Raw genomic sequence first — 19200 nt, 5'->3', positions numbered from 1 at the left:
GCCTCAATCGTCTCCAATCCGATGCCAGACGCGGCCGTCGCGTCCGATGAGTTCGTCTGCGCAGGCCGGTCCCATGCTGCCCGGCGCATAAGGATCGGGTTTGCCGCCGTCGGCCCAGAGATCGAGAAAAGGCTGCACGGCCGCCCAGCCGGCTTCGATACTGTCGGCGCGCTGGAACAGGGTCTGGTCGCCGACGAAGAGTTCGTAGAGCAGCGATTCATAGCCCGTCTGATGACCGATGTCGAAATGATCGGCATAACGGAAGTCGAGCTCGATCGGCGAGGTCTTCAGAACCAACCCCGGCGATTTGATGGAGATTCCCATCTGCAGCCCTTCGTTCGGCTGCACCTGAATGATCAGCTTATTCGGCGGCAGGTCCGGTCGCGCGGCTGCCCGGGGGAATTGCGCGAAAGGCACCTGCCGGAAGGTGATGACGACTTCAGTGTCACGGGCCCTCAAGGCCTTGCCCGTGCGCAGATAGAAGGGCACGCCTGCCCAGCGCCAGGTGTCGACGAAAAGTTTCAGCGCCACGTAGGTTTCGGTATTGCTGTCTGGCGCGATATCCGGCGTCTCTGTGTAGGCCGGCAGGTCTTTGCCGTCGAGTGGCCCGGCGGTGTAGGCGCCGCGCACTGCGTTTTTCGCCGCCTCGTCTCGCGAATAGTGGCGCAGCGCCTTTAGCACCTTACCCTTTTCGTTGCGGACGGATTCTGCGTCGAAGCTGTTCGGCGGTTCCATGGCCACCATGGCAAGAAGCTGGAACAGATGGTTCGGCACCATATCGCGCAAAGCGCCTGTCGCGTCGTAGAACTTGCCGCGCGTACCGACGTCCACCAATTCCGCGGCAGTGATCTGCACATGGTCGACGTAGTTGTTGTTCCACAGGGCTTCGATCATCATGTTGGCAAAGCGCGTCGTCATGATGTTCTGCACCGTTTCCTTACCGAGGAAATGGTCGATGCGATAGATTTGGCTCTCGTCCGCGCTGTGCAGAAGCGTCGCGTTCAACATCTGTGCGGAAGCGAGATCATGACCGAACGGCTTCTCGATAGCGATGCGCCGGAAGACGCCGGCGGTTTCATCAAGAAGCCCATGCTCGGCCAGGCGGCTGGTGATGTCGCCGAAAAAGCGCGGCTGCACGGCAAAATAGAAAGCGGCATTGGCGCTCGGCGCATGCTGCAGCCGATCGGTGATTTCCTGATAGATTGCGCCCTGCGTGAAGTCTCCGGAAATATATGAGATGCGCGTCTTCAACCTCTGCCAGGCGTCGCTCTGCTGTGCTTGCTCCATTCCGTTTGTGGCGAGGAAGGTGTCAAGACGCTCGACCAGGAACTCGTCGCCACCAGGTTCGATGCTGACGCCGAGCACACGCAGATCGTCGCCCAACATGCCGGCCTTAGTCATGTTGATCAGCGTCGGCATCAGCAACCGGCGCGTCAGGTCGCCGGTTGCACCGAAGATGACGAGCGTCAGCGGCGGAGCGGGGGGAACGGTAAAGCCGGTCACGAATGCACCTCCGTCGGGAATAGGGAGATCAGGTTTCTGGACGACATGAATCTTCTCCTTCAGCCGGTTGTGCTGATGCTTGGGCGAGGATGTTCTAACCCAAGATCGAGAAAACCGGAATCGCTTTTCGAAAGGGTTGCGCTCCGAGGCACGTCGCCACAGTATAAATGCTACATGGCGCCTACTTCTTTACCGCCACCATAAATAGCCGCGGAAACCGCAGCAGGACTTTGCCGTCCACCAGTGGCGGATAGGCCTTTTCGATGCGTGCGAGATAGTCGGCCGCGAAGGCGTCGCGATGCTCAGGCCCGGCGTGATCGAGATAGGGGCGCAGGCCCGTGCCCTTGACCCACTCGACGATGGCGGCGGCATTTTCCAATGGGTGATTGTAATTGGTGTGCCAGAGGTCGACGCGGGCCGACTTGCCGATCAGCCGATTATAATAGGCCGAGGGTGAGGGAAGCGGGCTGCGGCGCACGCTCTTTCTGGCAAAGGCCTCACTCCAGGGGCCGTCTTTTCCTGTCTCCTCCATCATCAAATGGCTGAGTTCGGTCAGATTGTCTGGCATCTGGATGGCGAGCACGCCGCCTGGCCTCAACCCGTCCATCAGCCGTTCGAAAATGTCGATGTGATCAGGCAGCCATTGGAAAACGGCGTTGGCAAAAAGCAGATCGACAGGTTCTTCCGGCTGCCAAGTGGCAAGATCGGCCCTGAGAAACTCCGTGCCGGGCATGCGCTTGCGGGCCGCCTCCAGCATGTTCTCGTCGCTGTCGAGCCCGGAAACGCCGGCGGCACCGTAGCGTTCGACGATCAGCTCCGTCGAGTTGCCAGGCCCGCAGCCGAGATCGATAGCGCGATCTACGCGCTCCAACGGCACCTGCGCGAGCAGGTCGCGCGCCGGACGCGTGCGTTCATCCTCGAACTTTACATATTGGCCGGCAGACCACGCCATGACTTATCCTCTTCATCAGATTGTATGCCCGTACGAGTGGACTGGGACCTTGTCGATATTGGGCCCGTCGAGTTTGATCATTTCGCGGGCGAGATCGCCAGGGGTGAAAATCCGGTCCTCGTGCGGCAAATGGCCCAGGAGATCGCTGATCGGGGATAGGTGCCGAGAGCTATTGTGCGACGCCTTCTATTTTCCCTTCACCGCCAGGATGCGCTTTGCCACCTCATCCAGCGCTGCCGTATTGCGGGCGATGAGTTGTTCCGCGACGTTCGTCAGCGCGTCGATGTTGCCGTCAGAGGCATCATCCAGTTCGTCGTTGGCGCCGACGAGCGGGCCGTCGATGCGAAAATAGGCAAGCTTGCCCACATTGGCCGGTGTGACCTGCGTCGACCCGTCAACCATCTTCGTCTTGGCAGGGTTGAGCAGCGAATTGGCCTCGTAGGAGGCTGTCGATACCTGGCCTTGCATCAGGATTGAAATCAGCGGCGTACCGTTGGCGGGGTTGATCCAGCCAAGTGCGCCCCAGCTTTTTGCCTGTTGATAGGGAATAGGACGGTTCTGCTGGCCGGTGCCGAGCGACAGAACCACGACAGAGTTGCCGCCTCTCTCCCAGCCCATCTTACGGGCTTCGACATAGGCGGCGAGGATAGGATCGTTGGCGAAGACGCCGCCGTCGATCAAGGGGACGGAGCGGTTCGGATCATCGACGGGTTTGGCGAAATTTTCGATCAGCGCCGGCTCGAAATAGCTCGGCGCGGCGGAGGTGGCGCGGCAAGCCTCCCAATAGCGGAAATGGCTGTTTTCATCGTCGGAATTGGACATGATCAGCGCCTGGCGTGCCTTGATGTCGTAAGCCGTGATCAGCACCTTGGTCAGCCCGGCGGCAATCTCGGCGGCTCCCAGCCGGACCTGCAGCTTCGCTTCCAATGGCGTCGCATCGTAACGCTCCTCCGCCAGCCCGCCGAGATTGATGATTTTCGACACCAGCGTCGTGCCGAAAATATCCTGTCCCTCTTTGGCATAGAGCTTGACGAGATCATCCGGAGTGCAGGCGGCATCGCCGTTGCCGGAAGGGTGCGGGCAGGTGAGCCCGGCTGCGATAATGCCGCCGGTCGACGTGCCGGCGATCAGATCGAAGGCTTTGTACATCGGCAAGCCGTTCAGCCGCTTCGCGAGTTCGGCCACGATGAGCGCCGGAATGAGCCCGCGAATACCGCCACCGTCGATGGATAGGATGAACCGCACTGTCATGGAATTCCCCTCCTATATCTGCCCATCGGCAAAGATAGCAGCGGCATTGCATCGATCAATGAAAGCGGAGCGTTCTCGCCTACCTCTTGTGGAGGGGAGAGAATGCCTAAAAACGTGTAATCACGCTGATGCCCGTACCTTCCGCCTTGTCCAGCGCCATCAGCGCCGGCACGGCCTCTTCCAGGCTGATTTTGCGGCCGATCAGCTTTTGTGGGGCGATCTTGCCGGCGGCAAGCATGTCCAGCATGGCGTCGTAACGCCAAGCCTGCATGCCGTGGCTGCCGTAGATTTCCAGCTCATGGCCGATCACCTGCGCCATCGGGATTTGCGGCGCCGCATGTTCGCCCAGCATCAGGCCGACCTGCACATGCCGGCCGCGGCGGCGGAGATTCTTGATGGAATTGAAGCAGGTGACGGGATGGCCGAGCGCATCGATAGACACATGCGCGCCGCCCTTGGTGATCTCCCGCACAGCCTCCGTGACATCGGCCACACCAGCCGCATTGATCGTCGCTACCGCGCCGCATTCGCGGGCGAAAGCCAGCTTCTCGTCGGAAATATCGATGGCGATGGCATTCGCGCCGAGCGCGCTCGCGATCATGATGGCGGACAGGCCGACGCCGCCACAGCCATGCACCGCGATCCATTCGCCCGGACGCGTCCTGGCCTGGTCGGCGACGGCGCGGAAAGACGTGGCGAAACGGCAGCCGAGGCTCGCCGCCGTCGCGTCGTCGATCGTCTCCGGTAGGTGGACGAGATTGGTGTCGGCATAATCGATCGCCACATATTCGGCGAAGGACCCCCAATGGGTGAAGCCGGGCTGGAATTGGTTTGGGCAGACCTGCTGATTGCCGGAATGGCATTCGGCGCAATGGCCGCAGCCGGAAACGAAGGGCACGGTGACGCGGTCGCCGACCTTGAAGCGAACGACGCCCCGACCGGTCGCTACCACCTTGCCGGCAAGTTCATGGCCGGGCACATGCGGCAGCTTGATATCGGGATCATGGCCCATCCAGCCATGCCAATCGCTGCGGCAAAGCCCCGTGGCGCCGATGGCGATCACGACGCCGTCCTCGCTGGGCGTGGGGTCGGGAAGGGTACGGATATCGGGTGTGGCCTCGAAGGCCTCGTAATACATCGCTTTCATGGGACTCTCACGCATTCTGCCGCAGTTGGTATCGTCCATCATTTTTCCTGATTCATCCATTCGTCAAGCTATTGTTTCGGCGCATGAAAATTGCGCGGGGAATGCGGCTTCCGGCGCTTTGTTGCGAATGGATTTCAAGCGGAAGTTTCCGCTTGACCCCCAGGTTGTGCGGGTTTTTCCTTCTTGCCGCTTTCAGGAGGAAATCATCATGGCCGTCGATACATCCCCCCGCACCACAACCTGGACCTATGTCGATGGGGAATGGCTCACCGGTAACCCGCCGCTGATCGGCCCGACATCGCACGCCATGTGGCTGGGCTCGACCGTGTTCGACGGCGCCCGCTGGTTCGACGGTATCGCGCCCGATCTCGACCTCCACTGCCAGCGCGTCAACCGCTCCGCGCTCGCCATGGGCCTGAAGCCGCTCAAGTCCGCTGAGGAAATCGAAGCGCTCGCCTGGGAAGGCGTGGAGAAGTTCGACGGCAAGACGCCGATCTACATCAAGCCGATGTATTGGGGTGAACACGGCTCGGCGGGAAGTGTCGTCGCCGTCGATGCAGAATCGACCTGTTTCGCGCTTTGCCTGTTCGAAGCGCCGCTGGGCGGCCATGGCGGCGTGACGTTGACTGTCTCGCCCTACCGCCGCCCGTCGCCGGAAACCGCCATGACCGACGCCAAGGCAGGATCGCTTTATCCGAACAGCGGCCGCATGATCGTGGAAGCGAAGAAGCGCGGCTTCGACAATGCGCTGGCGCGCGACATGAACGGTAATGTCGTCGAGACTGCCTCCTCCAACGTTTTCATGGTGAAGGACGGCATCATCTACACGCCGGTCGCCAACCGCACCTTCCTCGCTGGCATCACCCGCGCCCGCGTCATGGGCCTGTTGCGCCAGGCAGGGTTCGACGTGCGGGAGGAGACGCTCTCGGTTGAGCAATTCATGGCAGCCGACGAGATCTTTACCACCGGCAACTATTCCAAGGTGGTTTCGGTCAACCGTCTCGACGACCGCGAATTCCAGCAGGGTCCGATCGCCCGCAAGGCGCTGGAACTTTACATGGACTGGGCTTACGGGCGCAGCGCCAGCGAAGAGTGAAACCCTTCTCCTAGATCGGGAAGGGTAATGTGCCGCGCGAAACGCTGGAAGCCCTCGCGCGCTCCGGTGTCGATTTCATCTGCGGTCGGACATAGTTAAATTGGGCGGTGTGAAGATAGCATTTGTGGTAAAATGAGGTGGGCCGGCAAAGCTATTGAGGAGGCCGCCATGAAAATATCTCTTCCCCCTTCTGTCTATCTCTTCGACTATTACAGGCTGTTTTTGCAGCTCTGTGTTATCGCGGCGACCGGGTTCGTCATCTATTCAATGTTGTTCGGGTTCACTTGGTGACGTCGGGAGCGATTGAAGCCGCCGGTTCCTGCGGGACCGTCGGGGACGCTTTGTTTCAGAGGAGGTCGGCGATGAGTCTGAGCTTTCCGAACCGCAGCCGCAGTTATGATGCCTCGGCGCGTCGTATCCGGTTTAGCGGATACGACGGCATGTTTGAGGTCCCGTTTCTCGTCGAAGCGGATGTCTTTCCGGACGCCAATACCGAAGCAGGTTACCTTGCCGCCTTCGACGCCGAACGCGACGCGATCCAGAAGGTCGCCAAAAGGGCCTATGGCTATGGTAGCCGACGCCTATACATCCTTACCGCGAATGATTTCCGCTAACGAATTTCTTTCGGCTCTTTCTTCGGGCTGACCCACCAGCAATAGATCGCGCCGATCGCCAGCAGCACGCAGGTGCCGAGAAACACGGCGCGCATGCCGATATGGCCGCCGATAAAGCCGCCCAAAACGGGGCCGACCACCTGACCGACATACTGCGAGGAGATCGAGAGGCCAAGAATGCTGCCGGCCGCCGCGTCCGGAACATTGTGGCGGATGACGGCGGTGATGCAAGGCAGCAGCCCGCCAAGCGCGATGCCCATCAGAAAGCGCAGCGCAATCAATTGCCAGGCTGAGGTCACGAAAGCCTGTGGGATCAACAGCAGTGCCGCGACCGCGAGAGCCGCCATGATGACAGTCCAATGGCCGATGCGATCTGCAAGCTTGCCAAGCCATGAGGCAGACAGGATACTGCCCAGAGCGGCCGCAGCCATGACCACGCCCGAAATCATCGTGACGTAAGCGTCCTCGACGAACTGGGCGACATAGACGGTAATGATCGGCTCGATCGACATATTGGCGAGCATCAGCAGCAGGCCGATCGACAACATGGCGATGGCTGGCCGTTTGTCTGATATGGAAGCCCAGCCTCCGCTTGCTTTCGCTGCCTTTTTTCGCGCCGGCGATTTCTCTTCCCGGATCAGGAAGGTGGTCGCGAGAAAGGTGAAAAAGATCACGCCGCCCGCCAGCAGGAAGGTGCCGCGAATGCCGATGATGGGTGGCAGGGCGCCGCCGATCAGCGGTCCGACCAGATTGCCGGCCATGATTCCGGAAGACAATACGCCGAGCGCCCAGGCCGAGCGATGTTTCGGTGTCTGGGTCGCCACCAGCACCATCGAGCCGGAGGCGTAGCCGCCGGCAAGCCCGGTAAACAGGCGCAGCGCCACCAACTGCCAGACGCTGCCCGCCATCCCCATCAGCGAGATCGCCACCGTCATGCCGAGGCTCGCGCGCACCAACATCAGCTTGCGGCCATAGATATCGCCGAGCCGACCCCAGAGAGGCGCGACGAAGGCGGCGGCAAAGAAGGTGGCGCCATAGGCGATGCCGGACCATTGCACGATCGCCGCCTTGTCGGTGACGCCAAGCTCCTCGACATAGAGCGGCAGGAAGGGAAGCAGCAGTGTCATCGCCACGATGGTGGTAAAGGAGCCGATGAGGCAGATGATCAGATTCCGCATCCAATAAGCGGTTTCCGGCTCGGCCGGCGCGGCCGCTTCCCATCGTGTCTCAGCAGTCATTTCTTGGCCTTTGCATTCAACGCATAAAATAATTCCCGGCGGCCGGCCGCGAGGATATGCCCGGCAAGCAGGTCGCCGCGGCTGAAGAGATCGGAACGACCGAGCCGGTACTTCCCCGCAAGGCGGAGCAATTTTTCCAATATTTGACGAGCCTCCGACATGGCGACGGCTTCCTGTTGATGTCGATTATGACGATAGTCTGGACCACGCCGCTGGCTATGCCAAGTCCGCAAAGCGCCTTGTCGGTTCTGTCATCTCATGATATAAAACTGATTGCATTTTGCAATCGGATTGCTGGCGACCAACTCGATATCCGAAACGGCCGCCAGAGAGAGAGGAGATGCGCCATGAGCACTCTTGATAATGCCCGTTGCGACACGGTGCGGCGGCTCTATGCCGCCTATGTCGCCCAACATCCCGATGTCGTCCGCCCGATGCTGACGAGCGATTTTACCTTTTCCAGCCCGCGCGACGATCACATCGACCGCGACCAATATTTTAAACATTGCTGGCCGAAGGAGAAGGTCTTCCGCGCCATTCATATCGAACATCTCGTGCCGGACCGCGACGAGGTGATCGTCGGTTACCGCGCCGAAAAGATGGACGGAGGCAGCTTTTGCAATGTGGAGATGATCCGCTTTACCGGCGACAGGATCGCAGAGGTGAACGTCTACTTTGGACGCGATGTCTAGGAAATAGCGGGCCAGCCCAAAAAAGCCGGCCCTTCACTCAGCTTACGCTCTCGCCCGAGATAGGGCGTGACCGCGATGGATCGTCCAGGCTTGCAGGAGGCTGCCGGCGGCAAACAGGATCAGCCAGATGAGCAAAGCCATCTGCACTGGCGGCGAATCCGGACCGTTGCCGATCGGATGCGACGGCGGCAGCCGCGAGAGTGTTTCGTTGATGCCGGGAACCCAGAGCAGGAAATAGGTGAAGGACAGGCCGAACGCCTTCAGATAAGTCCGCAGCCGGCCGAGAAAGCTCACTCTTCCCACCAAAATTGCCACTGATGCCACCAGCAGAGCCACGATGCCGAGCGCGTGCCCCGGATTGAACCCGCCTGTGGATGAGAGTCCGAAGGAGGTCACCACCGACAGCGCCAATCCACCGAGATAGATATGTCCCGACCGCATCTCAGGCTTGATGCCGCCATGCCTGGCAAAGCTGTAGAGCCCTGCAACGATTGGTACGAAGCTGATGACGGTATGAAGTTCGCCGAGCAAGGAAAGAGGAGTGGGCATGGTGGATTTCCTTTTTATATATCGACTAGTAGGTAGTTTTTAGAGGCAAGCTACGGATGCTTTAAGATCCTCCTCGCCCTCAGATGAGCGAACGCTTAACCTACTAGTCGGTAGGCTGTCAATGACTGACTGCCGGGCTTCACTCCATATTGAAACCGCAAGTCCGCGCTCTATCTTGATTCAGCTTACGGCTATAGCGGTCGTAGCTGCCTCCAATGCTACCGTCGGACCGGTCATAGGTCGCGCATATTCGTCACCCAACAGTGCCGCCGCACCGGTCATCGATGCCTGCGCGAAGACCACCGTCTTCGCCCCTTCGCGATAGGCCGCGGCCGTTGCCTCGGCGATCCCTGCCAGATAAGCGTCCTGTTCACCGGCCCGGAATAGTGCCCATGCGCCCTTGATCAGGCGGAGATCAATCTCAGCGCCTGTCGTTCTCGCTGCCTCTTCGAAGAGGCGGGTAGTCGGAGCGATGGTCGTCTCGGTGGTGCAGAGGACCGCGACTTTGCCGCCGGATTTCACCGCATTTTCCGCGAGCGCGCCATCGGCTCTGACAATGGGCGCGGTCGACGTGTTTGCCGCTAGCAGTGCCGCAGGGCCGAGGGTAGAGCAATTGAGCACGACGGCATCAGCGTCCTGTGCAAGCTGCTGCAGGACCGCAGCCGTTTCCGCCTCGATCTCAGGCGTCAGTCCGCCCGCCCGTTCGGCGGCAAAGAGAAGATCGGCGCGGACATGGTGTCGAAGAGCGCCGGCCGGTAGGCCAAGTTCCTTTGCCGCCTCGTCGTAGATGGCGATGTTGCTTTCGGCGGTGTGCAGGCAGGCGATGAGCATGGGCAATCTTTGAAAATCGAGTGATATGACGGGAAATCCTAACGGCTCCGCTTGCGCTTCACCATGGCTTGATTTGATCGCTTTTTTCGCCATCGGCGTCGCCATGCCAGGAGCGGCAAAAATAGCAGCGCAAACAAGGGTAAATTTTCCTCGACCTCATGATTTTTTGGCATGTCGCCGGTTGCCCTTCACACCGTCCCCTCCTATGTTCCCGATCACCTGCCGACGCAATTTTTTGCCAAGAGGAGATAAGACCATGGCTTTCGAATTGCCTGAACTTCCCTATGATTACGAAGCGCTTTCCCCCTTCATGTCGCGTGAAACCCTCGAGTTTCACCACGACAAACACCACAAGGCCTATGTCGACAATGGCAACAAGCTGGCGGCTGAAGCGGGCCTTGCCGATCTCTCTCTCGAAGAGATCGTGAAGAAGTCCTTCGGCACCAATGCCGGTCTCTTCAACAATGCTGCCCAGCACTACAACCACATCCATTTCTGGAAGTGGATGAAGAAGGGCGGCGGCGGCAACAAGCTTCCGGGCAAGCTCGAAGCAGCCTTCGCTTCCGATCTCGGTGGCTACGACAAGTTCAAGGCCGATTTCGCCGCTGCCGGCGCCACCCAGTTCGGCTCCGGCTGGGCCTGGGTTTCCGTCAAGAACGGCAAGCTCGAAATCTCCAAGACCCCGAACGGCGAAAACCCGCTCGTTCATGGCGCCACGCCGATCCTCGGCGTCGACGTATGGGAACACTCCTACTACATCGACTACCGCAATCTGCGTCCGAAATACCTCGAGGCCTTCATCGATAGCCTGATCAATTGGGACTACGTCCTGGAACGCTACGAAGCCGCCACGAAATAAGCTTTGCCGTCTCGGCTTGCTTTCACACCCGGCGCTGCATAGCGTCGGGTGTTTTCGTATCTGCCGCTGACGAGCGTCTCATTGCTGTCGGCTACTTTCTCAGCGAGGCCGCATGCCGTCTCCCACCGCTCCGCTCTTTCGTTTCGGTGTCGTCGCCGATCCGCAATACGCCGCCTTGGAGCCCAACCTTGCACTTGATCGCTACCCGGCGAAGAGCCTCGCCAAACTGAAAGAGGCGATTGCGGAATTCAACCGGCACGATCTCGCCTTCGTTGTCACTCTCGGTGATATCATCGACGGCCGCTGGGAGAGTTTCGACGCGGTTTTGCCCGTCTACCAGACCTTGCGGAACGCGCGGCATTTTCTGCTCGGCAATCATGACTTTGCCGTCGCGCCGGAGCATTTGACGGAAGTCGCAGCCCGTGTCGGCATGCCGTCTGCCTATTATGACTTCGCTCATGGCGGTTATCGTTTCATCGTGCTTGATGGCAATGAAATCAGCCTTTTCGCCTCGCCGGAGGGCGATCCACGCCGGGCGGAGGCTAAGGTCCTGATGAAGGCTTTGCATGAGGCTGGCGCGCCCAATTCGCAGCGCTGGAATGCCGCCATCAGCGATACACAACATGCCTGGCTCGCCGCCAAACTACTCAAGGCGAAAGCCGCAGGCGAGAAGGTGGTCATCATGAACCACTACCCGATTTTTCCGGAAAATTCGCATAACGCGCTCGACAGCGACCGTATGCTGGCGCTGCTCGCCGAACATGATCATGTCGTCGCCTACCTCAGCGGCCATAATCATGAAGGCAATTTCGGCTTTGTCGACGGCACCTATTTCATCAATTTCAAAGGCATGGTCGATACCGAGGACAGTAATGCCTATGCGATCGTCTCGGTTTACGAGGACCGGCTGGAAATTGAAGGATTCGGACGTGAGGAGAACAGGGTGTTGGCACTACAGGGCGCCTAAATGACCTTCGGCACCTTTGAACCTGTAGGGAACGATCCGCACCGATAGAAGTTTAGGAACCGAAGCTGCTTTGAGGCGGACGATGTTTCCGACATTGCAAATTCTGACAATCTTAGTCGTCGCAGTCGCCATGGCGCTGGCATTGGCGCATTTGCTGGAATTGCCGGGCAAGATGCGGCTGTCCAAGGAAGACTATCTGACGGTTCAGCGCATTTATTATCCGGGCTTTACGATCGGCGGTGTTACCGAGCCGATCGGTGCTCTTTTGCTTCTGCTTCTCCTGTTCCTGACGCCAGCCAACACGTTGGCCTTCTGGCTGTTCGCCGCCGCCTTTGCCGCGATGGTCGTCATGCACGCCGTCTTTTGGTTGCTGACGCAGCCGGTCAACAATTTCTGGCTCAAGGATGCCGAGCTGAAAGGGCTGGGGGCCGGTTTCTTCTCCCACGATCCATTTGGCGGCCATCGGCTCGAAACGACCACCAAACCGGACTGGACCATGCTGCGCGACCGCTGGGAATGGTCGCATGCCGCGCGCGCTGCCTTGGGATTGCTCGCTTTTATTCTGTTGGTGACCGCGGTTTCCCTCTAGCGCCTGTCCCTATTCCGCTGCCATCCGCATCTCCGCCGTAGCATATGCGATAATGAAGGGCGCCGTCGCCAGCGCATCGAAGTTTCTGGCGGCATGGTCGTCTAAGACCCGACCGCACCTCAGCATCTCTGAACACCTCAGCCGGCTGCGGCTGAGGTGTTGATCTGCCACCCATTCACCCAGGTCTGTCGCAATCCATCGCCTTCGCCCTTAAACCACAGTCCGGTCGCCTCGCAGCCTTCGATCCGGTCGCTGCGGAAATTGCGGATGGCCTGGCGCAGCTCGCACCAGGCGACGATATTGGCGGTTTCGGAATAATAGATGAGGGCGATGGGACGGATGGTGCGCTCGGTGGCGCGGCCCAATTCGTCGCGGTAGGAGAGATCGAGTTTCTCCTCGTCGCGAATGGCGCGGCGCACCAGCGCGAGGTCGATGGCAGCGGCCGAGGGGGCAGCAAAGCCCCAGGCATGCAACGCATTGGCATCGAGTGTCTGACGCAGCGGCGGCGGCACCGCGCCTGCGATCTTGGCGCTGACGCGCTTGGCCGCGAGCTTGAGCTCATTGTCTCCGGTGCGCTCCAAGAGCGCCAGCGACAGCACGATCGCCTCCATCTCCTCGATCGAAAACATCAGCGGCGGCAGGTCGAAGCCGGGGCGCAAGATATAGCCGATGCCGCGCCCGCCCTCGATTGGAACGCGCATAGCCTGCAGCGCCACGATATCGCGATAGACGGAGCGCACCGTCACCTCCAGCCGCTCGGCAATGACAGCCGCCGTCACCGGCTTTTTCGCCAGCCGCAGGATCTGGATGATCTCGAACAGGCGCGACGCCTTGCGCATTTCACCCTCGCGATTTGAAGGCTCCTGACAACACCCTGTCAGTTGGGTTGATCTATAAAACTTCCTATTAGCTTGAAAATCAACAGGTTCCTCTGCGGCGCACTCGCAGGAAACAATGGGCAACTGACATGGACTACAGCGAAAATCTCTGGCTCTTCTTTCTCCTCCTCTTCGGCATCATCATCGTGCCGGGCATGGATATGCTCTTCGTACTCGCCAATGCGCTGACCGGCGGACGCAACAGAGGATTGGCCGCCACCGGCGGCATCATGCTCGGCGGCGTAGTGCATTCGCTGAACGGCGCGCTTGGCGTCGGCCTACTGATGCATTTCGTACCGATCCTCTTCAATCCGCTGCTCGTTGCCGGCGCCGCCTACATGGCCTTTATCGGCATCACGTTGATGCGCAGCTCGATCACGGTCGGCCACGACGGACCAGCCGGCAGCCGCTCCACCTGGCGGGCCTTTCGTCAGGGAGCGGTGACCTGCATGATGAATCCCAAGGCCTACCTCTTCGTGTTCGCCGTCTATCCGCAGTTTCTGAAACCGGATTACGGCCCGATCTGGGTACAAGCGACTATCATGGGGCTGATGACCATTGTCACGCAGTTTGCCGTCTATGGCGGGCTCGCGGTCACCGCCGGACGCAGCCGTGATCTGCTGGTCGCCAATCCCCAGGCGACCGCCTTTGCCGGCCGCGTCGCCGGCCTGCTCCTTTTCGCAGTTTCCGTCTTCACCGTCTGGGAGGGATGGAGGGCGACGTGATTTCCGGCGCGAAATCTGGTATATGTCTGAAATATGACGCTGATTTTGCTCAGCTCTCACCACTTTGTGACTTCATTGCCGGCGCGGAAACCGGCAAACATGTGGGCCGTGACAACGCGCCGGCCGCATTTGCGGTCCTGATCACGTAGGAGAGATGTATGAAATGGAAAGCAATTGTGGCTGCGACGGTTTTAGCCGGCGTCGCCTTTGGTTCCGTCGTTGCGGCCGATGGCACGCATGATTCCCGTATAGCCGTGATGAAGAAGGTCGGCGGTGCTGCCGGCGCTCTCGGCGCCATCGCCAAGGGCGACAAGCCCTACGACGCCGAGGTCGTCAAGGCCGCGCTGATGACGATCGCCGAGAACGCCAAGGCTTTCCCTGACCATTTTGGCCCGAACAGCGACAAGACCGATGCCGAGGTCAATCCGAAGATCTGGGATAACTTCAGTGACTTCAAGGCCAAGGCTAACAAGCTCTCCAGCAACGCCGAGACCGCACTTGCCCAGCTCCCGGCCGATCAGGCTGGCGTCGGTGCCACGCTGAAGACCTTGGGCGGCGATTGCGGCGCCTGTCATCAGGCCTACCGCATCAAGAAGGACTGAGCGGTAGGTCGGCATAGCCCGAAATCAATTCAAGCATCCGCATCGGCTTTGCTGCCGATGCGGATTTTAGTATTTCTCGATGCACGCTGAATGCGGGGAGTGCGAGGCATGGTTGCGCGATTTGTCCGGTGGCTGCTCTGTCTGATCGGCGTCGTCATCTTCGGCTTCGGCGCTTTCTATGTCATCACCGCGCCGTCGCCTTTGCCGGCCAGCCATTGGGCGAATTTGGGCGATCCCGATATCAAGAATGGCGAACAGGTGTTCTGGGCAGGCGGCTGTACGAGCTGCCATGCCGCGCCGGGTGCGCAGGGCGATGCCAAACTGGTTCTGTCGGGTGGGCTGGCGCTGAAGAGTCCCTTCGGCATCTTTCATGTCCCCAATATCTCACCGGATGAAAATGCCGGCCTTGGCAGTTGGACGCTTGCGGAGTTCGGCAACGCCATGAAGCGCGGCGTCGGGAAAAACGGCGAACATCTCTATCCGGCTTTCCCCTACGGCTCCTATACGCGTATGAGCGACAAGGACATCAACGACCTCTGGGGTTTCTTGAAGACACTACCGAAGAGCAACAACGTCGCGCCGCCGCATGAACTGCCGTTCGCCTTCAACATCAGGCTGGCGCTTGGTGGCTGGAAGTTCCTCTATTTCAACGATCAGCCCCGCGTTGTCATCGCCAATGCCGACGACAAGATCAAGCGCGGCCAGTATCTGGTAGAAGGCTCCGGCCATTGTGGCGAGTGCCACACACCGCGCGATGGGCTTGGCGGCTTTCTGAGGGACCAGTGGCTCGCCGGCGCCCCGAACCCGGAAGGCAAGGGCCGCATCCCCGACATCACCCCCGGTTCGAAATCCATGGGCGGCTGGAGCGCCGGCGATATCGCCAACTACCTGGAGACCGGCTTCACCCCCGATTTCGATAGTGTCGGCGGCTCGATGGCCGAAGTCCAGCAAAACATCGCCCGCCTGCCGGCCTCGGACCGCGAGGCGATCGCCGCCTATCTGAAGGCGGTGCCGGCGCGGTGAGACTTGCCGTCCGAACTGAAGAGACGGGAGAGTAGTGTAGACGCTGCCAATCAGCCCGAATCTGCAAACGCGTTCAATTCCTTTGCTGGTGAGGTAAGTGCCAGTTCGACGTCACGGCGGTCAACCGTGATAAGTTCTATTTCCGTGATCTGTATTGAAGTGGCAATCCTGTTGGCCTGCATCATGATCACCCGCTCGAACAGATTTCTAGCTTCGCGACCGTTTGCGAATGAAGCAGGCTTTGAATTGCTGCGAGCCTGAAATGCCTCAAGTATCAGCGCTTTAGCATCGGCGCTGATTTCGTAGTGATCTTTTCGGGCCGCGCGCAGAAATATTTCGAGCATTTCCTCGGCAGTATAGTCGGAAAACTCGATAACTCTTGGAAACCGTGATCTGAGACCCGGATTTGCATCCAAAAACTCGGCCATCTTGTCGGTGTATCCCGCGACAATCACAACAAGATCATCGCGTCTGTCCTCCATCAATTTTAAGATCGTCTCGATAGCTTCCTGCCCATAATCATTTTCGGAGCGACTCTTAAGGGCATAGGCTTCATCAATGAACAGAATCCCACCCGTCGCGTTATCGACAACGTTGCGCGCTCTCGCTGCGGTTTGGCCAACAAAACCGGCAACGAGCCCGGACCGGTCAACTTCGACTAGATGACCCTTGGATACCAGCCCAAGATGCCGATAGATTTGCGAAATCAAGCGTGCAACGGTTGTTTTCCCGGTTCCTGGATTGCCGGTGAATACCAAGTGGAACATGACATTTGGCACTGGCAGATTTTTCTCCCGGCGAAGCGATATTATCTTTGCCAGATTGACGAGGCTTTCGATTTCGAGCTTGACGTTTTGGAGGCCTACGAGGGCATTTAGCTCTTGCAGGCATCCTTCCAAATTGTCCGCAGCGCTGGTTCCAATCGATTTATTCGCGGTGCCGTTTGCGGACACATTTGAAGCCGCGTGGGTATTAACGTCGGGCTTTGCCTCTAAAGCGGCTCTCTTGGCTTTTAGTTCGGCATCCAAGTCTTGAGCGACATTCCGAAGCGGCCCAGTAAGCTTGGAAAGCTCATCGAGCTCTTGCTGTTTTATCGCGTTGTCTGCAAGGAAAAGCGCGTATGCCATCTTTTCCACCGTCGGAATGACGAGATCGTTGGCTGCAATATAATCGCCGGTTTGGCTAAGCTGCCAATTTGCAGCGATCTGCATCATGCAGGTGAAGATCGAAATGGCCGAGTTATGTAGAAAATCTCGGCTTTTCGCGTTATATAAGAGGTTGTTGTAGTGTGTACTTGAATAAGTTTCGCCAAGAATTGTATTAATTATTGCCGTTTCGGCGTCGCTTATAGTGTATTTTTCCGCAGAGCAAATTAATAGCAAAAATGCGAGTGCAGAAAGCTGCATTGATTTATCGAAGTCTTGCAAGTTGGTATCTTGCGCCAGTGCCGGTGTCTCAAGCCTAAACTGGTTAATTGTGCGGGTAAGTTCGTTCCAAGCCGCTAACGCATCCATTGCAGAGTTCATGATGTTCAGATGACCATGTGAGATGATGTGCAAATACAGGTTTGAAATTACTTTTATAGCAGTGTGGTAGTTGTAAATTTGAGCATTGGACGTGCTGCGTCAATAGCTTACCCCTGATATTGCAATTTTTATCTGATGTCGGGATTCAATTTCTTATCCTTCGCAGTTATGCGCACAACGATCTCAGAGGGCCTCGCGACGGAACGCGAGGGGAAGCCCACCCCGTCAAAAGTGAACCGTTGTTCCAAGACGTATCCTCGGCTGAGATCCAGAGGGAAGGCCTTTTTTCTAGCACATTTTGGTTGAAGTTTACAGCGCAACCAATTTCGGTTGCAGGGCAGGGGGGTGATCATGGACGGAATGGCAGAGCGCAGAATTCCCTATTTCAGCCAATGGGAGACGCCGGATATGACCATGGCGGTGCTGGCGGAGGGAGCGCAGGCCGCGCTGCTGAAGGACCCGCTTTGGGCAGGTTCGGGAGCGCGGGATGTCGAGGATTATGCGCGCTGGGCCGGCAATCTGTGTGGCATGGCCTGCCTGAAAATGATTCTTGCCGCGCGTACGGGCGAAATCATGCCGACCGTGGATCTGGCCATGGGATGCCGGGACTATGGCGGCTATGTCGAAGAACCGGATGGCAAGATCAAAGGGCTGATCTATGCGCCGTTCGTGCCCTTCGTCAAAGATCGGTTTGGCCTGAACACGAGGGTCGTCACCGGAATTCCCGTCGCAGATATCGGCGATATTCTGACCCAATCCGAATTCTTCATCGCCTCCGTCCACCACTCCATTCGCTGGCCGGACACCGAGCCGCCGTCGAAGGGCGGACACCTTGTCCTTGTGACGGCGGTCAACTCAGACACGATCCGCTTTCACAATCCCTCCGGGCATGAGTCCGCAACGCGTGAAAATGTCGAATTGCCCCTGGCGATATTCGACCGGTTCTTCGCCGGACGAGGGATCGTCATCGATCTCTAAAGACGGAAGATCTCTGGCGATCCCGGCATAGTTTGTCTCATGCAAGCGCCTGCAGATAGCGCATGCCGGTGACCGGGCGCGGCTTGAAATCCATTTGTTCATAGAAGCGATGTGCCTGGACATTGCCGGTCGAGGCACTGACGGAGAGGTAGCCGCAGCCGGCCTTGCGGGCGATCTCGCGAGCACGGTCGACAAGATGCTGGCCGATGCCATGGCCGCGATGGCCGTCGCGCACGAAGAGATGGTGCAGGTCCATGCCGCGTTGACCTTCCTGCGCCCGGTAGAGCGGCACGAGGATGGCGTAGCCGATCAGCCCGGTTTCACCTTCCGCCACCAGCGCGGTAATCCACGGCACGGGGCCGAAGAGATCTCGTTCGAGCTGTTCCGGCGTCGCGGCGGAGGGATCGCCATGATGAGCGGCGAGCAGCCGGATCATGTCGTTCAACTCCGGCAAATCGCGCGGATGCGCGCTGCGGATGGTGATGACAGGCGGGCGGAGAAGTGAAATTTCGCTATCGTCCAGCATGAGGTCTTGCGTCCTTTTTCGAATATGCCGTCAGGACGCTGCCGATACAACAAAGCCGCCTGGCGGCGGCTTGTTGACAATATGATCTGTCCCGGCCGCCCCTTACAGGTACAGCCAAAAATACGAGCGATTGTGGAGCGCGTGCGTGATCATGGGCGCATAGATGATCTGGAATGGCGGATTTGTCAATGGGGAGAGTCAGCTCCTTCCCGCAGGCCACGATCGGACAAGGCGCGGCGGCAATGCTTCGGGTCTTCGGCTCGTTGGCATCAAGATCGTACGCGTCAGTCTATCGCACCCCGCGCGTCGCTAAGGGTGGGTTTTCTTCCAGTGGGAATTATAGTATACCCCCCTATATTATAGATGAGGCCGACATGTCCCATACCGTCCGTGAGCAAGCCAAGCTTCTTTCCCGCGTCCGCCGCCTCAAGGGGCAGATGGAGGCAGTGGAACGGGCGTTGGAGGGTGAGCGGCCCTGCGGGGAGGTCTTGCAGCTTCTCGCGTCCATCCGCGGCGCCCTGACAGGACTGACCGGCGAGATATTGGAAGATCATCTGCGGGAGCATGTGCTCGAAGCCGAAAGCGAGCCGGCCCGCCGTCAGGCGGTCGATGAAATATCCGATGTGCTGAAGACCTATCTGCGCTGATCAGAGT

At 58.9% G+C, this 19200-nt stretch carries 23 protein-coding genes; 12 read left to right on the top strand and 11 right to left on the bottom strand.

Annotation, left to right across the window (positions count from 1 at the left end):
* Positions 1–3: 3 nt before the first annotated feature.
* The 4 genes from zwf to ACXHXG_RS02225 all read right to left on the bottom strand — a co-directional run bounded on the left by zwf (position 4) and on the right by ACXHXG_RS02225 (position 4853).
* Positions 4–1503 carry a glucose-6-phosphate dehydrogenase gene (zwf, locus tag ACXHXG_RS02240; RefSeq protein ID WP_457898372.1) on the bottom strand — a complete coding sequence of 500 codons (1500 nt, stop codon included), beginning with the start codon at positions 1501–1503 and terminating at the stop codon, positions 4–6.
* A 181-nt stretch (positions 1504–1684) separates the two neighbouring features.
* Entirely contained in the window at positions 1685–2455 is a 771-nt protein-coding gene (tam, locus tag ACXHXG_RS02235; RefSeq protein ID WP_457898371.1) for a trans-aconitate 2-methyltransferase, read from the bottom strand.
* Positions 2456–2641: 186 nt separating this feature from the next.
* On the bottom strand, positions 2642–3706 hold the full coding sequence (locus ACXHXG_RS02230; protein WP_457898370.1) for a patatin-like phospholipase family protein: 1065 nt from the start codon (positions 3704–3706) through the stop codon (positions 2642–2644).
* A gap of 106 nt (positions 3707–3812) precedes the next feature.
* Positions 3813–4853 (bottom strand): zinc-dependent alcohol dehydrogenase family protein, encoded by a 1041-nt coding sequence (locus tag ACXHXG_RS02225; RefSeq protein WP_285167991.1) that lies wholly within the window; start codon positions 4851–4853, stop codon positions 3813–3815.
* Between the two features lie 208 nt (positions 4854–5061).
* On the opposite strand from ACXHXG_RS02225, the gene ACXHXG_RS02220 reads away from it, so the two are divergent.
* The 3 genes from ACXHXG_RS02220 (at position 5062) to ACXHXG_RS02210 (ending at position 6563) form a co-directional block, all read left to right on the top strand.
* Positions 5062–5949 (top strand): branched-chain amino acid aminotransferase, encoded by an 888-nt coding sequence (locus ACXHXG_RS02220; RefSeq protein WP_457898369.1) that lies wholly within the window; start codon positions 5062–5064, stop codon positions 5947–5949.
* A 168-nt stretch (positions 5950–6117) separates the two neighbouring features.
* Complete coding sequence (locus ACXHXG_RS02215) at positions 6118–6240, top strand: hypothetical protein (protein ID WP_260303411.1); 123 nt, start codon at positions 6118–6120, stop codon at positions 6238–6240.
* 71 nt (positions 6241–6311) lie between these two features.
* Positions 6312–6563 (top strand): DUF1488 family protein, encoded by a 252-nt coding sequence (locus tag ACXHXG_RS02210; protein WP_104822392.1) that lies wholly within the window; start codon positions 6312–6314, stop codon positions 6561–6563.
* Here ACXHXG_RS02210 and ACXHXG_RS02205 read toward each other — a convergent pair.
* Positions 6560–7801 carry an MFS transporter gene (locus tag ACXHXG_RS02205; RefSeq protein WP_457898368.1) on the bottom strand — a complete coding sequence of 414 codons (1242 nt, stop codon included), beginning with the start codon at positions 7799–7801 and terminating at the stop codon, positions 6560–6562. The genes ACXHXG_RS02210 and ACXHXG_RS02205 overlap by 4 nt on opposite strands.
* Entirely contained in the window at positions 7798–7962 is a 165-nt protein-coding gene (locus tag ACXHXG_RS02200; RefSeq protein ID WP_457898367.1) for a hypothetical protein, read from the bottom strand. Before ACXHXG_RS02200 ends, ACXHXG_RS02205 begins: the two co-directional genes overlap by 4 nt.
* A 186-nt stretch (positions 7963–8148) precedes the next feature.
* Here ACXHXG_RS02200 and ACXHXG_RS02195 point away from each other — a divergent pair, with 186 nt between their 5' ends.
* Positions 8149–8493, top strand: coding sequence for a nuclear transport factor 2 family protein (locus tag ACXHXG_RS02195; protein ID WP_457898366.1), 345 nt, complete (start codon positions 8149–8151; stop codon positions 8491–8493).
* Positions 8494–8535: 42 nt separating this feature from the next.
* Here ACXHXG_RS02195 and ACXHXG_RS02190 read toward each other — a convergent pair whose 3' ends face one another.
* Together ACXHXG_RS02190 and ACXHXG_RS02185 are read right to left on the bottom strand one after the other, a co-directional pair.
* On the bottom strand, positions 8536–9042 hold the full coding sequence (locus ACXHXG_RS02190; protein WP_457898365.1) for a hypothetical protein: 507 nt from the start codon (positions 9040–9042) through the stop codon (positions 8536–8538).
* Positions 9043–9222: 180 nt separating this feature from the next.
* Entirely contained in the window at positions 9223–9873 is a 651-nt protein-coding gene (locus tag ACXHXG_RS02185) for an aspartate/glutamate racemase family protein (protein WP_457898364.1), read from the bottom strand.
* A 256-nt stretch (positions 9874–10129) separates the two neighbouring features.
* On the opposite strand from ACXHXG_RS02185, the gene ACXHXG_RS02180 reads away from it, so the two are divergent.
* The 3 genes from ACXHXG_RS02180 to ACXHXG_RS02170 all read left to right on the top strand — a co-directional run bounded on the left by ACXHXG_RS02180 (position 10130) and on the right by ACXHXG_RS02170 (position 12288).
* Positions 10130–10732 (top strand): superoxide dismutase, encoded by a 603-nt coding sequence (locus ACXHXG_RS02180; protein ID WP_457898363.1) that lies wholly within the window; start codon positions 10130–10132, stop codon positions 10730–10732.
* A 112-nt stretch (positions 10733–10844) separates the two neighbouring features.
* Entirely contained in the window at positions 10845–11699 is an 855-nt protein-coding gene (locus tag ACXHXG_RS02175) for a metallophosphoesterase (RefSeq protein ID WP_457898362.1), read from the top strand.
* An 82-nt stretch (positions 11700–11781) separates the two neighbouring features.
* Complete coding sequence (locus tag ACXHXG_RS02170) at positions 11782–12288, top strand: anthrone oxygenase family protein (protein ID WP_457898361.1); 507 nt, start codon at positions 11782–11784, stop codon at positions 12286–12288.
* A gap of 137 nt (positions 12289–12425) precedes the next feature.
* Here ACXHXG_RS02170 and ACXHXG_RS02165 read toward each other — a convergent pair whose 3' ends face one another.
* Positions 12426–13127, bottom strand: a complete 702-nt coding sequence (locus ACXHXG_RS02165) for a helix-turn-helix transcriptional regulator (protein WP_104822399.1) — start codon at positions 13125–13127, stop codon at positions 12426–12428.
* A gap of 128 nt (positions 13128–13255) precedes the next feature.
* Here ACXHXG_RS02165 and ACXHXG_RS02160 point away from each other — a divergent pair, with 128 nt between their 5' ends.
* The 3 genes from ACXHXG_RS02160 (at position 13256) to ACXHXG_RS02150 (ending at position 15516) form a co-directional block, all read left to right on the top strand.
* Positions 13256–13891 (top strand): LysE family translocator, encoded by a 636-nt coding sequence (locus ACXHXG_RS02160; RefSeq protein WP_104822400.1) that lies wholly within the window; start codon positions 13256–13258, stop codon positions 13889–13891.
* Between the two features lie 158 nt (positions 13892–14049).
* Entirely contained in the window at positions 14050–14493 is a 444-nt protein-coding gene (locus ACXHXG_RS02155) for a c-type cytochrome (protein WP_104822401.1), read from the top strand.
* Positions 14494–14601: 108 nt separating this feature from the next.
* Positions 14602–15516, top strand: a complete 915-nt coding sequence (locus tag ACXHXG_RS02150; RefSeq protein WP_457898360.1) for a c-type cytochrome — start codon at positions 14602–14604, stop codon at positions 15514–15516.
* A gap of 50 nt (positions 15517–15566) precedes the next feature.
* Here ACXHXG_RS02150 and ACXHXG_RS02145 read toward each other — a convergent pair whose 3' ends face one another.
* Positions 15567–17030 (bottom strand): AAA family ATPase, encoded by a 1464-nt coding sequence (locus tag ACXHXG_RS02145; RefSeq protein WP_457898359.1) that lies wholly within the window; start codon positions 17028–17030, stop codon positions 15567–15569.
* A 372-nt stretch (positions 17031–17402) separates the two neighbouring features.
* Here ACXHXG_RS02145 and ACXHXG_RS02140 point away from each other — a divergent pair, with 372 nt between their 5' ends.
* Entirely contained in the window at positions 17403–18020 is a 618-nt protein-coding gene (locus tag ACXHXG_RS02140) for a cysteine peptidase family C39 domain-containing protein (RefSeq protein ID WP_457898810.1), read from the top strand.
* 37 nt (positions 18021–18057) lie between these two features.
* On the opposite strand, the gene ACXHXG_RS02135 is transcribed toward ACXHXG_RS02140, so the two are convergent.
* Positions 18058–18546 carry a GNAT family N-acetyltransferase gene (locus ACXHXG_RS02135; protein ID WP_104822404.1) on the bottom strand — a complete coding sequence of 163 codons (489 nt, stop codon included), beginning with the start codon at positions 18544–18546 and terminating at the stop codon, positions 18058–18060.
* A 374-nt stretch (positions 18547–18920) separates the two neighbouring features.
* Between ACXHXG_RS02135 and dmeR the strand changes: the two genes are divergently transcribed.
* Positions 18921–19193 carry a Ni(II)/Co(II)-sensing transcriptional repressor DmeR gene (gene dmeR / locus ACXHXG_RS02130; RefSeq protein ID WP_457898358.1) on the top strand — a complete coding sequence of 91 codons (273 nt, stop codon included), beginning with the start codon at positions 18921–18923 and terminating at the stop codon, positions 19191–19193.
* Positions 19194–19200 lie beyond the last annotated feature (7 nt).

The organism is Rhizobium sp. LEGMi-198b (assembly GCF_054114205.1).
Note: the sequence above shows the minus strand (reverse complement) of the source record. Positions and strands in the feature narration are given on the sequence as shown.